The organism is Bradyrhizobium denitrificans (assembly GCF_013179005.1).
In the GTDB taxonomy this organism is placed as follows: Bacteria; Pseudomonadota; Alphaproteobacteria; order Rhizobiales; family Xanthobacteraceae; genus Bradyrhizobium; species Bradyrhizobium denitrificans.
Window position 1 is genome coordinate 434622 of sequence record NZ_JABFDP010000001.1, and the last position, 13229, is coordinate 447850.

A 13229-nucleotide genomic window follows, 5' to 3' on the forward strand; every position below is an offset into this window, starting at 1 on the left:
CTTGATCCGCCGGCTGGAACGCAAATGTCGCAGGCGGGTTGGGCGTGCGTGGAGTTCACCCCCGATGGAGATCGATCCATGAAGAAGACGCAGCTCGCCATTGCCACCTTCGTTGCGGCCAGCCTCGCCGCCGTGCCGCTTGCGGCGCAAGCGAAACATCACAAGAAGCACAACGCCTCGACCTCAGCGACCTCGTCGCAGACCACCGGCAGCAACATGAAATCCGGCCGCGATTCCACCTCGTCGAGCCAGGGCAATGTCGGCCCGGGGACCAACCAGGCGGGCAGCCTGCCGAAGTAGGACGGCCCGGTCGATCCGCATCAGCGTCGGAGTGCCCGATGCACGGGCTTTCCGACGCGCGAAAGAGCTCCGCGCATCGGCGCGCAGCGATTAAAAACCTTGCTCGCCGTGGCGAGAGGGCGCGAAATAAAGGGAGCGAACAAGTTGTGCGAAGGCTAATCAGCCTCGCCAATCGGACGAGTCGCCTTCAGCAAGTCTCGATCACTTCGAGGCCTCCTTGAGCTTGTGGTCCAGGTGCCCGGTGCCGTGATCACGGCGCAACTGGCTGAGTGAGGTTTCGTTCAGTTGCATCAGCACGTCGCTGAGCTTGGTCGCCTCCGGATAGCCGGCGGCAAACGACTTGCCGTAGATCTTGCGCAAGGTGCCGACCAGCGTATTGCCGTGCTTCCTGCTGATCTCGCCATCCTTGTCCCGGTGGCGGCCATCGAGGCCCGGTTCCTTCATGCGTCTCTCCCTTGATGCGACGTTCGCGCTTGGGAGGAGCCTGCGCTCAATTTGCCTGATTAGCAACGCTGCGACGCGAAAGGACGAACTCAACTCCACGAATGCGGGGCGATGGCATCTGGCGATCCAGCCTTGCGCTGACGTACGGACAGCTGCACGGGCACTGCAGTCCGCATGTGGTGAATTCCGGCTTCGGCGGTCTGCATCGATCCGATGAAATCACCGCTGCAACTCGTCTTCCACGATCGACAACACGAGGCGTTCGGCGCCGGGCGTCTTGACGGCCCAGCCGTGGATCTGGTGGGGCGCCCCGGCAAGGCGTTCGAGCCTGACGCTTCGTGCACGCTTGGCCGCTGCCAGATATCGATCGATGACCTCTCCCGGAATGATCTCGTCTTCCGCTCCGATGATGATGGTGAGGCGGCCCGCATAGTGGCTGATCGCTGAATAAGCGAGCGAGTTGTGATAGGAGCCCGGTCGCCTCAGCGCATCGGTGAAGGCTGGTCCGAAGGTGATCGTCTCGGTGGCTGTGCCATAGGCCGCGGGACAGAACAGAATCAGGTGCGACGGTCCCAGGTCTTCGCTGAGCCTGACGGCCAGATGTCCGCCCATGCTGGTCCCGATCAGGACTGGCGCTGTGGTCCTGTCCAGTTCAGTCGCCACGGCCAGCGCCTCTTGCATGCGCTTGTCGATGCTCGATCCGCTCATCGTACCGGAGCTGTCGCCGTGGCCGGAAAAGTCGAAGCGGACCGTTCCCCAGCCCAGCCTGGCCAGATGCGCGGCGAGATAGTCCATGCGCGCACGATTGGAGGGACCGGCACCGTGCAGCGACAGCACACGCGGCAGCGTGTCTTCTGCCGGAAGATCGACCGTCACGCGCAGGCGCTCGGAAGCCGTGTGCAGATCGAAGTCGCGAGAGAGCAGGGGCATGCCTGGAAGATCCTGATAGCCTGGCGAGAGGCGCTCGGGTGAGTGCGTTCGGTCGCGATGAACGTTCAAGCGAGTCTTGCCCCGCGAAGCGTCATCGGATCACGCTTGCTTGACCCCCGGCAAGGCGGCGTGATGATCCTCGATATCGGTCCTTCGACCTCATGAGCCTGCAAGTGTCAGCATGAGGGGGGTCCTTTCGTCCGGGGCGCCGGGCAATCGGCCAATGCTCATTTCGCTTAGTTTGCAGGAAGATGCCCTATTTCAAGCTCCCGCCGCGAAAATATTGATCTTCCATTTTTCCGAATTCTATGCTTCACTCCTCCCATCCCGCCTCATGCAGAGGGCGTACGCGTCGTCACGATACGTGGAGGTGGGCTGCGATGGACGCGGATGCTGCGCCAGACGAGCGCTTGCGTCGCGGACGGCGAAGTCGTGTGGTCCCGGCCTCCCGATGCTGAGGTCAAGCTCGTGCTCGTCTGCTCGAAGCAGCAGCACTGGCGATGGGGGCAACAAAGCCCGGTCCCCAAGGAGAGCACGAAGGACACCGTTAAAACCGATCGCGCAGGGGGGGCCGGATCGTCCGGCTGGACCTGTGGTACCTGCCGCCTGCATTTTTTTTCCGCAGGCGGGCCACGGGCCTCAGTCGAGGTCCGGCTCTCCCTGCGCCTCTCAGATGTCGAGGCGCGCGACGACAGCATGGCTCGGGCAGATCACGCCGCGAGATCACGCCCGCACGGCCTAAGCGATCGCATGGTCTGGTTGAAACTTGACGTCGCGACAGTTGGAGCGAGTTGCGCTGATGATAACGACAGAAGGGCAGATGCGCGGTCGTCTGCGGCAACGCGCGCTGTCTCGTCTGGCTGGAAAGTTGCCTATGTGGATGTCGGCGGCGACGCCGGTGCGAGAGCCGTCGCACCATTCAACGCGATGGTTCGAAAGCGGCGGCGCAGGACTCGCCACAAAAGCCGGGCGCGAACACGCTGCTGCTTTCTCCTTGACCGAGCTCGAAGATGCGGGTTGTGATCTCCGTGCCAAAGCCGAGCAGGGTGAGGAGAGTTCAGGCGTGGGGCGGGGTCGGATCGAGTATCTGGACGGGCTGCGAGGCATCGCGATCATCGCCGTCGTGATGTTTCATGGCTATGTGGCGTTCCCGGACACGTTGCCATTCGGGGATCGTTTCGCAGTCATTCCGCTCCGGTTGGGCTGGCAGGGTGTCCAGCTTTTCTTTCTGATATCCGGCTTCGTCATCCTGATGAGCCTCGAAGCCTGCAATGATGTCGCGTCATTCGTCGCTCGGCGGTGGCTGAGGCTGTTTCCTGCGATGCTGATCTGCTCGTGTTTCATCCTCGGCTTGGAGAATATCATCGGTGCCGGACCGAATAGCCCGAAGACCTGGATCAATCTCATCCCCGGCCTGACCTTCCTCAATCCGGCGCTCATCCACTCGCTGACGGGTCTCAGCATCGCCTCGATGGAAGGATCATTCTGGTCTCTCTATGTCGAGGTCGTGTTCTACATCGTGTTCGGGCTCGCGTATTTCGCTGGCGGCCGTGCGTTCGCCGTCGCCCTCATCTTCGCGATATTCCTCTGCTCGCTGGGTCTGCGGCTGATCTTCGGTCTGGATCTGAGCTCGCTGGGCAGCCGCATCGCGGCCGCCACCGATTGGATCGGCTTCATTCATTTTGGCTGGTTTTCGAGCGGTGCGCTGTTCTATCTCTACTGGTCGCACCGACGGTGGCCGATGCTTGCGCTGGCAATCAGCGCGGGATTGATCTCCGCAGCCACGGCGCGCTTCGCGATTCCCGAACGCATGGGCTTGTGCGTCGTGGTGCTGTTGTTTGCGACGGCGGTCACCATCCCACTGTGGCAGCGAACTCTGTCCTCGCGCGTTCTCCTGTTCTTCGGCTTCATCAGCTACCCATTGTACCTGGTTCACTATCCCATCATCCGGGCACTGCTCCCGGCTATGGCGGTACACGCGCCCGTCCTGCCGTCGCTGCTGTTGCCGGTCGCGCCAATCGCCTGTGCGGTGGTGACTTCCTGGGCGGTCGCCCAATTCGGCGAGCCGTTGGTGAGGCAGGCGATCCGGCGGATCGCCGGACTGCGGCATGTGCAGAAATCGGCAGGCGCCGTGCAGCCCTGATGCCGGCGGCTGCGATCCGATATGCGCCCTGCGACAGACACGAGGACAGCAGAGGCTTGAATCAACTCAAAGGAAACTACATGACTAGGACAAAACTATTGATTGTCGCGCTGGTCGGTTCCGTTCTCCTGGAAAAAGGCATGTCGCGATAGTTTCGCCACAAATCCTCTATTTTCAAAGCGTCACCTGCCGTATCCAATTCCGGCTCAAAGAAGTATCGCGTGGGGCACTGACTTGTCTTTCAACAGGCAGATTTTCGTCGGCGTCGCCTGCCAGCTCCTGCTGATGGCCGGCGCTGCCATGGCGCAGACGACCGGCGCCACCAAACCAGCGCCTGCCGCAGCGGCAACGGAGGCCGGGCCCGACCAGCCGCCGCCGGGCGGTTGCATGCCGATCGGGATCACCGCGGCGGGCGATGTGGTGTTTCCCTTCGCCTGCAAGGATCTGATCGACCTGCATCGCGGGAAGGGCCAGCAGAGCTCCGCCACGCCGGAGGCGGGGCAGGGGGCACCTGCTCATGACGCGGCCACGGCTGCGGCGGGAGACGCCGTTAAAACGACGGGCAGTGTGGCCGTTCAGCCACAGTCGCGGCCCTCGACCGACGGCGACGGAATCAAGGCGGCTGAAGGCACGCCGGCCCCGGCGCAGCCGGCCGTGCGGGAGAAGGATGCCCCCGAGGCGAATCGCGCCGAACCGTCGGGATCGCGTGCCAGCCGGGGCGATCCCGCGGGCTGCACCTCGTTCCGCACCTATGATGCGAAGACCGAGAGCTACCGGGATTTCAGTGGTCGCCGGCGGCCGTGCCGATCATGAGCTGGATCCGACGGCCGAGGCCGTCGGATCGCCTGTAACGATCAATAGCGGACGGAAATGACGGTCTGTCCCGCCGGCACCACCGCGGCCTCCGACCAGACGCAGGTCGGCGTCGGCCCGAACCGGTAATAGTGCTTGTGGAAGAACGGCCGCCAGTCCGGCGCGGGATAGATCAAGGGCAGCGGCTGCGGAATCACGGTGCAGACGCCCGACGCCTCGGCGGCCACGAGCGTGCGCCGGTGCCCCGCTTCCGCCGGACCCGCCGCCAGGCAAACCGCCACGGCTGCGGCTGAAAGCCCCAAGGACATTGTGAAGCGAAACCCCATATGCGTCTCCTGTGCAGTCGTCCTGCCGCAACGGCCGGATGATCCGGCAGCGGTGCCCGAATGTGCAGTGGACGAATATCCTGCGAATCCGCCGCTTCGACAAGGGACCTTACAGCGCGCGGGCTTCGATGCGACCCAGCATGAGGTCGAGGGTCCGCATGATGTCGGAGGGCGCGAACAGATATCCGTCGTCGGCCTGCTTCCCGACGACGAAGCCGAACCAGATGCCCGCGGCTTCGGTCCAGCCGCGGTGAAAGGCCAGGAAACGGTCGGGGGGCTGCAACAGCAGCAGGCCGCTGTCCTCGGGCATCGAGAAGATGCCGTGGCTGACATGGCTGCCCTCGATCGAGACCACGATCTTCGCCCGCGACAGCGCCGCATGGATCTGCGCGAGACTCATCGTCTCCAGGTCGATGGTGATGAAGCCGTTCTGCGCCAGCCGTGCGACAAGCTCGTCCTCGTTCTGAATCACGCGGCGCATCCCGGTCCTGCCGCGCTTGAGGTAGATGAGATGCTCGCGTTTTCCCAGCTGGCCGTTCCGCGCGCGCTGCCTGAGCGCGCGCGTCAGCGAGCGCCGGAGGCTGTTCTGATGAATTCCCCAGTAGAAGTCCTGATAGAGGGTGAGGTCTCTCACCACGGCGCGGCTGGTGGGTGAATAGGTCTGGCGCAGCTGGGCCGCGTAGAAGTCGCGGTGCTCCGAATAGATGGGGAGCGGGAAGCAGAGCGGCTCGCCGCGCTCCTGGGCGAGCTCGTATTGCAGGCTGTCGTCGGCGAGCCAGTGGCCGAAATACCTCCCGGCCAGATGGGACGAAGCGAGGCCGGCTCGGTCCACGTGTCGAACCTCGCGGCTGCGGAAATGCGAGCGTGCGGCGATGAAGGCCTTGAAGCTGCCGCGATAGACCGAGCCGTCGACAAGGATGGCATCGGCGATGCGATAGGCGATGGTGGGGCTCGCTTTCAGGCGCTCGGCAACGGCGGCGTCGAGTTCGAGAGCGACGGTCGTCCCGTCGGCGGTGCCGATGATCGCATCGATCTGTCCAGGAAGGACGATGGCCGGTCGGGCCCGAATCGACTCTTCGGGACACAGAACGTCCTGCCGATCGGCAGCATGTTCCAATCTGACGCCGCCGAAAAGGCGGCGCTGGATATAGTTGACGTAAGGAACAAGACGAATGGGAACGGCCAAATGACACCGCAGTCTGAAAACAGTACGAGCCTCCCTGCTATAGGAAAGCGCGGCGGATCGGAATAGCCGCAACCCTCGCCGAGCGGGAGTTCGCGATCGCGCGGCCCGGCGCCCGTTTGGTCCGAAGCGCAGGGGATGTGGAGCTCTGACGACAACGGGTAGCCAGCGCCGGCCAAGATGCGGTATTGAGGGGCCTGGTTCGGTCGGAGGATGACATGAGGTTGAGAGCAATCGGTCTCGTTGTGGCGATGGCCGCAGCCATGGTGACGACCGCAGCCGACGCGGCCATGAAGAGTCCCTGGCGCGTGGCCGAGAGCGCGAATGCCTGTCTCGTCAATTGCGCCAGCCAGGCCGAGGCTTGCAAGCGGGTCTGCCCGAGCTCCTATAGTGGGCCATGCCTCAGCTCCTGCGACAACCAGGCTCAGTTCTGTCAGCAGTCCTGCCAGCGCAAATAGATCCGAACCTGCCGGTCTGAGCTGACGTCATAGATACCGCCGGATCATCATCCTTCCCGAGGCCAGGCGAACGTCGCAATGCCGAATTCATTCGCCTATGTCGCGCTGTTGGCCTGGCCGGTCGTTGCGATCGTGCTCTATGCCACGCGGCCGCTGGTCCAGGCGACGTTGTGGACGATGCTGGGAGCGCAGCTGCTGCTCCCGGTCGGGACGTTCTTCAAGATCCCGATGATTCCGCAATTCGACAAGTTCTCGATTCCGAGCCTGTGCGCGCTCGCCGGCTGCATGCTGGCAACGAACCGTGCCGTCAGGCTGTGGCGCAGCTTCGGCCTGGTCGAGGGCTTGATGCTCGTCTTCCTGTTCAGCCCGGTGGTGACCTCGCTCTTGAACAGCGATCCGATTTATGTCGGCCGCTCGGTCATTCCCGGCGTCGGCCTGTATGACGGCCTGTCCGCCGCCTTGGCCCAGTTCATCGCGCTGATCCCGTTCCTGATCGGCCGCGAGTTCCTGCGGCGAATGGAGGATGTGCAGGCGGTGTTCGTGGCGCTGGTCGTTGCGGGGCTCGGCTATTCGCTGCTGCTGCTGTTTGAGATCCGCATGAGCCCGCAGCTGCATTTCTGGTTCTACGGCTACTATCCGAGCGACTTCATCCAGCAGATCCGCGAAGGCGGCAGCTTCCGGCCGATGGTGTTCATGGGGCACGGCCTGATCGCTGGCTTCTTCGCGATGAGCGTGACGGTCGCGGCGGCCGTGCTGTGGCGGGCCAAGGTGGTGGTGGTGCGCTCCGCGCCGGCAGGCGCCGTCACCTTCTATCTCGGCGTCGTCCTGGTGCTGTGCAAATCCGGCGCCGCCCTCGTCTACGGGGCCGTGCTGGTGCCCCTGGTGCGATGGACGCAACCGCGCCTGCAGGCCAAGCTGGCCGTGATCCTGGTCGCGCTGGCCCTGACCTATCCGGCCATGCGGATTGCGGGCGTGTTCCCGACCAACATGCTGTTCGATGTCGCGTCGAGCATCAATCAGGATCGTGCCTATTCGCTGAAGTTCCGCTTCGACCAGGAAGAGCAACTGCTTCAGCACGCCGGTGAGCGACTTGTGTTCGGGTGGGGCCGGTTCGGGCGAAACCGCATCCACTTGGAGACGTGGGAAGGACTCGCGGGCGATGCCAGTGTCACAGATGGTCGCTGGATCATCACGCTGGGGCAGTTCGGGCTGATCGGCTTCATCGCCGAATTCGGGCTGTTCAGCGCGCCGGTGTTCTTCGCTCTCCGCGCACTGCGCAAGGCCGCCTCATTTCGAGATGCCGTGCTGTTGGCGGGTCTGTCGCTGCTGACCGCCGTGAACGTCGTCGAACTGCTGCCGAACTCGACGCTCAGTCCGTGGTCGTGGCTGCTGGTCGGAACGCTGCTCGGAGCGTCCGAGGCCTATGCGGCCAAGGTACGACAGCGCCAGCCGCAAGCGGCGCCGGCTGCTGAATTGCCTGCGATGGCAGAGCTGACCGGGCCGGTCGCCTTTCCTGACATGCCGGATCGGAGCCGTGATCGGGGCACTCATATTCCTGTACGTCCTCGCAATCGTCCGGTCGGTTGATCCGGGCGGCAGATCAGATTTGAATGTAATCGATTTCGATAGGGATTAGTTACGCCATGCTGGATCGCCGTCAGTTGTTGTCCGGGGCGGGTGCCCTCGCGTTCGCCGAGTTGGTCCCGTCCGTTGTCTCAGCCGCAGATCCTGAGGCTGGACGTCGCATCGTAATCAACGCGATCGCAGGTTATGCCAATTTGGCAAAACATTTCGTCTTTAACAGCGATCCTGGCAATCAAGACGCCAACGGCTATCCTATCAAGACGCCCGCGACAAACATGGGTGCCAACCCGTCGATGCCGGAGGGGTACTTCGGCGATTTCGTCTGGAAGTTTCGTGGGCGCGGTTCGATGCAGTTCTCGCCTGGCGCGCTGATCCGCAGCGGTGGCCAGAACATCGTCGGCGTCAGCGGCAATACCGGGGAGACGAACTACAACACCACGATCCTCGACAAGACCAATCCGCGGGTCGTACTGACCTTCGGCGCCAACATTCTCAACATGTCGCCATCGCCCGTCGACAACGGCGCCGGCGGCCGGCGCGTGCGCCTGACTTTCAAGCCGGGCTTCGCCAATTCCGCAAGTCCGGTGATCAAGGTGCAGGCGCTGGCCGGTCGTGGCCAAGCCAGTGCGGCCGGCATCTGGAAAAGCGTGCGGGTCGATCCGAATACGGTGGATCTGGTCGCCAATGCGCTCACGGGAGAGCCGGCGGCCTGGAATCCGAACGATCCCTATCGCGGGCCGGGCGGTGAAGCGATCTGGCAGGCGACGAACATCGCCGTCTACATCCTGGCCCAGGGCACGTTTTCGGGATTCAGCAATCTCGTATTCTGCAAGGCCGAGAACGAGACGCTGGTCGATTCCGGGGCGCTCGTCGATCCGCTTCTGATCGAGCAGATGCGACATTTGCGGCCATCCTGGCTGCGATTCATGGATCTCACCGGGGTACAGGCCAGCTATGAGAGCGAGTTCGCGCGGCGCGTCCCGGCGGCGAGCTTGTTCTATCCTGGGCCCGGAGGAAGGTTCGTGCCGGATTATTGGGTCGGTAGCATCAAGCGGGGCCCCGAAGATGCCTACACGTGTGTCAGCCGGTCGGGGCCGAGTGCGGGACTGTACCGGGACAACGAGGTCGTTCAGGGAGTTCTCGATCTCCCCAATAAAGGTATCAATCCGACGTTGAATGTCGATGGCCGCGGGGCGAAGTACATTTACGGATTCGGTGCGCAGTGTCGAATACTGAGATTGTCGGGCACTATTCCTGCGCCGGGCAGCAAGCTCGAGTTCAGGTTTTCGGCGCCATGGCTCAATGGCGGTAAGCCGTATGATGCATCCTATGTTGTCGGATCCCGCAGGCGCTACCAGGATTCGAGTTTCGCCGGCATCAAAGCAAATCTCATGGACCTTTTCGCTGCCGATCCGATACTCACCGGCAAGGTCGCGGTCTGGAATTCCGGAGACTTGAGCTTCTTTCCGATTACCCCTCACATGGGCGCACTGTCTATCGACTACCTGTCAGGGCCTGCGGGCACGTTTTGCCGCATCGGTCGACTCGATCCCTACGCCTTCGCGGCTGGTCAGAATCGAATTCGCATGCGCTTCGCCGGAAATGTCTCGAATGCGGAGATATTGTCGCTGACCTTCAATCGCGCCGATCTTCCGGGCGGCTCATATACATTGTCTTACGAGACCCGGATCGGGACCGACAAGTCGCTGCAGGTGCTATGCGCGAGTCTCAATCAGGCCATCAACAACGATACGGTATTGAAGCAGGCCGGCATCTCTGCGTTCCCCTTCGGACTGCCGCCCAACACCTTGGACATTCAGCAGGCCGACACCTGGGCCGGCGAGGGCCTGTCGCTGTCGCTGCGCAGCACCGGCGCCGTGTCGGCGACCTTCGGCGAAGGCGGTGCCACCGGGACCTTCATCTACAGCTATCTGCTCGACGGCTGGATCTGGCGTCCTGGCGGCATGCTGCAATCCATTCCATTCGAATACATGGTGGAGTTGTGCAACGCCACCGGTGCGGGCTGTTGGATCAACTGGCCGATCAACACCAACGCGCAGTTCATCACCGACGTCACCAACTACTTCCGGGACAATCTCAAGCCGGACGTGAAGTTCGGCACGGAAGTTGGCAACGAGATGTGGAACTTCGGCCAATCACCCTGGGGAAGGGCGATGGCGAAGGGCTTCTGCCTGGGGTTCGCATCCGGGAGTAACAATCCGAACTACAGCATCACCGCACTGCGAACGAAGCAGTATGGTGATCTCACTATCGCCGCGTGGACGGCAAAACGACCGCGAGCTCAGCTTTATCTTTTCAATCAGTCGGCGACCTGGGATCTTGGCAATACCAACATGTTCCAGTTCAAGGGCGGTAGTCTGGACGCCGCCGCGAACCGCATTTATGCCGCGCATGGCGGACTTGGTGGCGGACCCGCCCCGTCCTACAACGCAGCGCCAAATCGGCCGATCGATATTTGTGATGCCATCGGCGTTGCGCCATATTGGGGATCGCCCTGGATTGCGGGCGACGTGAACTACATCAAGGGAGCAGCGTTTGAAAATGCGCCGCTGCTGCAGGCGGCGAAAGATCATGCCGCCGGCAATGTCGACGCGGCCTATACCGCCCTGTCGGCTCAGATCTATGGGGCCGTGAAACGAAGCTCGCCAGGCGCGGGCGGCATTACCTTTGAGCATTACAAGACGAAGGTCTATCCTCAGCTTGAGCAGATCGCCGCATCATTCGATGCCGGCCGGTCGCGCAAGATGGCTGTGATCCACTATGAAGGCGGGCCACAATTCGGGGTCGGCAACATCAACAATGGCACCAATGATCCTGTCACCGATGTTCCGGGGCTCACCGCGAGGATCAAGTCGCTGGGGTGGAACGTCTCGGCCTACACGGTGAGTGGTCGGGACGACGCCACTGAAATGGCGTCGCAGATCGTCGATATGATCTATCGATACAAATTCAGTCCGCAATATAAGGCGCTTTACAAGCAGGGATTTGCCGACGTGGTTGCTGCCCATCCAGGCCGCGAGGCGGCAGGTGCGCAATACGGCTATGAGCGATCGCAATGGGGTCTGTTCCCGCGCGGCTACGGCGCCGAGCATTATTCGAGCTACGACGCCATCCACGAGTTCAACAGGGGAGGTTGAGGCGGTGCCGTTCCCCGGTTGCGCGAACCGCAGAAGACGGATCACAGTGTCGGGCGCTCGTAAAGCGTCGTCTGGATGATGCCGCCAAACTCAGTCACCTCGCAGAGAACGCGGATGTTGTCGGCCCTGAGATTAAAGGGAGGCTCCGTCAAGACCAGGCCAGATCCGAAATTGACGCGGTGATCCGGTCCGGCGGCCTTGTCCAGATTCGGGATGAAATCGGCAAATCCAGGAATATGCTCGGTGATGATCGCGTAGCGATAGTTGCAGAGCTTCGGCAGTATCTGTGCCACCTGCCGGTTGTCGAGATGCTGGAGCACCTGTCTCACCAGCACGACGTCGCCCCGCGGCAAGTCGTCGGTGACCGCATCGCATACGACGAATTCGACGCCGGGATGCCTGCGCTGGTTCTCGGCGATGACGAAGTCGACGACGTCGCAGCCGATATAGCGTCCGGCGCACGTCACAAGCCGGCTGCCGACGTGAAAATCACCGCAGCCGACGTCGACGACGGAAGGTCCGCCGAGCTTGCTGAGGAAACAGCGCACAGCTTCGACATATGGCGCGACCACGGTTGGATCGCGGCTGCCGCTCCCAGAGCAAGGTCCCATGGAAAATCGCCCGCCCCACAGCTTCTTGCGATAGATCTCGGAAAAGATCTGACGCGGCTCCTGGCCGAGGAATTCTCGTGCGTAACGTTCGGGATTCGTGCTTGGAAACAGGGTGAGCATCAATCTGCGCGCGACAGTCCTGATGGCTATAACGGCTTTTCTGTCGTTCATACAAAATGCTCGGGAACAGGCAGCTCTACAACGGCCATGACTGCGAGATCTCTTGCCCTCGACCGAGAGCGCTTGTACTGTTCTACTTTCAATTAGGCGTCATCGTTGCAAGCCGAAGTTAACGGTACTTGTTTCATGGTTTGACCAATGGCTGTTCCCGCTCGCGTAAAAATGGGCTGGCTAGAGCTGGCGCGAGGTTTGGCTGCGCTCCTGGTCGTAATCAGCCACGGATCTCTAGCGGGCGTGCCGTCGCAATATTTTCCTTTCATCGTATCCCTCGGCACGTCTGCAGTCGCTTTCTTTTTTGTTTTAAGCGGATTCATCATCCTGCACATCCATGGGCGGGATCTTGGTCGGCCGGACATGGCCGCCAATTATGCATGGCGACGAGTTGTTCGGATCTTCCCAACATACTGGCTCGTATTCACAATTGATCTGAGCTTGCACCTTTTCGTGGGCAATAGGGCAGGTATCGCCGAAATGGGCTTGGGCTGGATCGTTCACGAGGCCTTGTTGCTTCCTGGAGGCCAGCTCTATGTGAGCGTGGCCTGGACATTGAGGCACGAACTTCTTTTCTACGGTCTCTTCTTAGTGGCTATTCTGAACCGAAGAGCTGGGGCGCTACTCTTTGGTTGTTGGTTTGCAATCATCTTGGACTATTTTGTGACTTATGGGTGGGAGCAGGACCTGTCTCGGCCTCCATTGCAGACGCTGACTAGTCCGCTGAACCTTTGTTTCTTCCTCGGGATGGCTATTGCTGCTTTTCATCAGAAATGGTCACAGCTCTTTATGTCGATCAACGCACCTGCCGCGAGCCTATGGTTCGGGGCGGTTTCCTATCCGCTCTACCTCGTCCATCTCACCATCTATTTTGCAATGTCAGGCGTATTCAAAAGGCTTGGAGTAGATCCTTCATGGCTCTGGCGATTGGCTGGCGCTGTCGTGTTGTCTCTTGCTGTCGCTTACGTTCTTGCGCGCTGGTTTGAGAGGCCGGTACTTGAGGGCCTTAGAAGGCTGAGCCCCGATCCGCTCTACCGGCGCTCATCGATCAAGCTAGAAAGAAGCGGATGATGCAGCTTATCAGCTGGCCCAGTGTAAACGGGCATCT

Annotated in this window: 12 protein-coding genes; 7 read left to right on the forward strand and 5 right to left on the reverse strand. The window is 61.7% G+C overall.

The features are described from left to right. The first annotated feature begins 78 nt into the window (after positions 1 to 78). The gene (locus HL671_RS01850) at positions 79 to 300 is read left to right on the forward strand and encodes a hypothetical protein (protein WP_012041287.1); all 222 of its coding nucleotides are present in this window, start codon (positions 79 to 81) and stop codon (positions 298 to 300) included. Between the two features lie 201 nt (positions 301 to 501). Here the strand turns inward: HL671_RS01850 and HL671_RS01855 are convergent, their stop codons facing one another. Both HL671_RS01855 and HL671_RS01860 read right to left on the reverse strand, forming a co-directional pair. Further along, entirely contained in the window at positions 502 to 744 is a 243-nt protein-coding gene (locus tag HL671_RS01855; RefSeq protein ID WP_012041288.1) for a hypothetical protein, read from the reverse strand. A 219-nt stretch (positions 745 to 963) separates the two neighbouring features. After that, positions 964 to 1674, reverse strand: a complete 711-nt coding sequence (locus HL671_RS01860; RefSeq protein ID WP_172235417.1) for an alpha/beta hydrolase — start codon at positions 1672 to 1674, stop codon at positions 964 to 966. Between the two features lie 799 nt (positions 1675 to 2473). Here HL671_RS01860 and HL671_RS01865 point away from each other — a divergent pair. Both HL671_RS01865 and HL671_RS01870 read left to right on the forward strand, forming a co-directional pair. Beyond that, entirely contained in the window at positions 2474 to 3817 is a 1344-nt protein-coding gene (locus tag HL671_RS01865; protein ID WP_172235418.1) for an acyltransferase family protein, read from the forward strand. A gap of 102 nt (positions 3818 to 3919) precedes the next feature. Then, on the forward strand, positions 3920 to 4630 hold the full coding sequence (locus HL671_RS01870) for a BA14K family protein (protein WP_210263710.1): 711 nt from the start codon (positions 3920 to 3922) through the stop codon (positions 4628 to 4630). Between the two features lie 41 nt (positions 4631 to 4671). On the opposite strand, the gene HL671_RS01875 is transcribed toward HL671_RS01870, so the two are convergent. Further along, positions 4672 to 4956: a hypothetical protein gene (locus HL671_RS01875; RefSeq protein ID WP_172235420.1), complete on the reverse strand. Its 285-nt coding sequence runs from the start codon at positions 4954 to 4956 to the stop codon at positions 4672 to 4674. Positions 4957 to 5065: 109 nt separating this feature from the next. Then, positions 5066 to 6073 (reverse strand): glycosyltransferase 61 family protein, encoded by a 1008-nt coding sequence (locus HL671_RS01880; RefSeq protein ID WP_172235421.1) that lies wholly within the window; start codon positions 6071 to 6073, stop codon positions 5066 to 5068. Positions 6074 to 6357: 284 nt separating this feature from the next. Between HL671_RS01880 and HL671_RS01885 the strand changes: the two genes are divergently transcribed. The 3 genes from HL671_RS01885 (at position 6358) to HL671_RS01895 (ending at position 11339) form a co-directional block, all read left to right on the forward strand. Further along, positions 6358 to 6597 carry a hypothetical protein gene (locus HL671_RS01885; protein ID WP_049795298.1) on the forward strand — a complete coding sequence of 80 codons (240 nt, stop codon included), beginning with the start codon at positions 6358 to 6360 and terminating at the stop codon, positions 6595 to 6597. A gap of 78 nt (positions 6598 to 6675) precedes the next feature. Next, on the forward strand, positions 6676 to 8184 hold the full coding sequence (locus HL671_RS01890) for a hypothetical protein (protein WP_172235422.1): 1509 nt from the start codon (positions 6676 to 6678) through the stop codon (positions 8182 to 8184). 56 nt (positions 8185 to 8240) lie between these two features. Next, entirely contained in the window at positions 8241 to 11339 is a 3099-nt protein-coding gene (locus HL671_RS01895) for a hypothetical protein (protein ID WP_172235423.1), read from the forward strand. Between the two features lie 41 nt (positions 11340 to 11380). Here the strand turns inward: HL671_RS01895 and HL671_RS01900 are convergent, their stop codons facing one another. Further along, positions 11381 to 12070: a class I SAM-dependent methyltransferase gene (locus tag HL671_RS01900; RefSeq protein ID WP_172235424.1), complete on the reverse strand. Its 690-nt coding sequence runs from the start codon at positions 12068 to 12070 to the stop codon at positions 11381 to 11383. A gap of 198 nt (positions 12071 to 12268) precedes the next feature. Here HL671_RS01900 and HL671_RS01905 point away from each other — a divergent pair, with 198 nt between their 5' ends. Further along, positions 12269 to 13192: an acyltransferase family protein gene (locus HL671_RS01905; protein ID WP_172235425.1), complete on the forward strand. Its 924-nt coding sequence runs from the start codon at positions 12269 to 12271 to the stop codon at positions 13190 to 13192. The last annotated feature ends 37 nt before the right edge of the window (positions 13193 to 13229 follow it).

Bases quoted from the DNA above. Each gene is read 5' to 3' on its own strand.
- HL671_RS01850 (WP_012041287.1), top strand. From the start codon at position 79: ATGAAGAAGACGCAGCTCGCCATTGCCACCTTCGTTGCGGCCAGCCTC.
- HL671_RS01855 (WP_012041288.1), bottom strand. From the start codon at position 744: ATGAAGGAACCGGGCCTCGATGGCCGCCACCGGGACAAGGATGGCGAG.
- HL671_RS01860 (WP_172235417.1), bottom strand. From the start codon at position 1,674: ATGCCCCTGCTCTCTCGCGACTTCGATCTGCACACGGCTTCCGAGCGC.
- HL671_RS01865 (WP_172235418.1), top strand. From the start codon at position 2,474: ATGATAACGACAGAAGGGCAGATGCGCGGTCGTCTGCGGCAACGCGCG.
- HL671_RS01875 (WP_172235420.1), bottom strand. From the start codon at position 4,956: ATGGGGTTTCGCTTCACAATGTCCTTGGGGCTTTCAGCCGCAGCCGTG.
- HL671_RS01885 (WP_049795298.1), top strand. From the start codon at position 6,358: ATGAGGTTGAGAGCAATCGGTCTCGTTGTGGCGATGGCCGCAGCCATG.
- HL671_RS01890 (WP_172235422.1), top strand. From the start codon at position 6,676: ATGCCGAATTCATTCGCCTATGTCGCGCTGTTGGCCTGGCCGGTCGTT.
- HL671_RS01895 (WP_172235423.1), top strand. From the start codon at position 8,241: ATGCTGGATCGCCGTCAGTTGTTGTCCGGGGCGGGTGCCCTCGCGTTC.
- HL671_RS01900 (WP_172235424.1), bottom strand. From the start codon at position 12,070: ATGCTCACCCTGTTTCCAAGCACGAATCCCGAACGTTACGCACGAGAA.
- HL671_RS01905 (WP_172235425.1), top strand. From the start codon at position 12,269: ATGGCTGTTCCCGCTCGCGTAAAAATGGGCTGGCTAGAGCTGGCGCGA.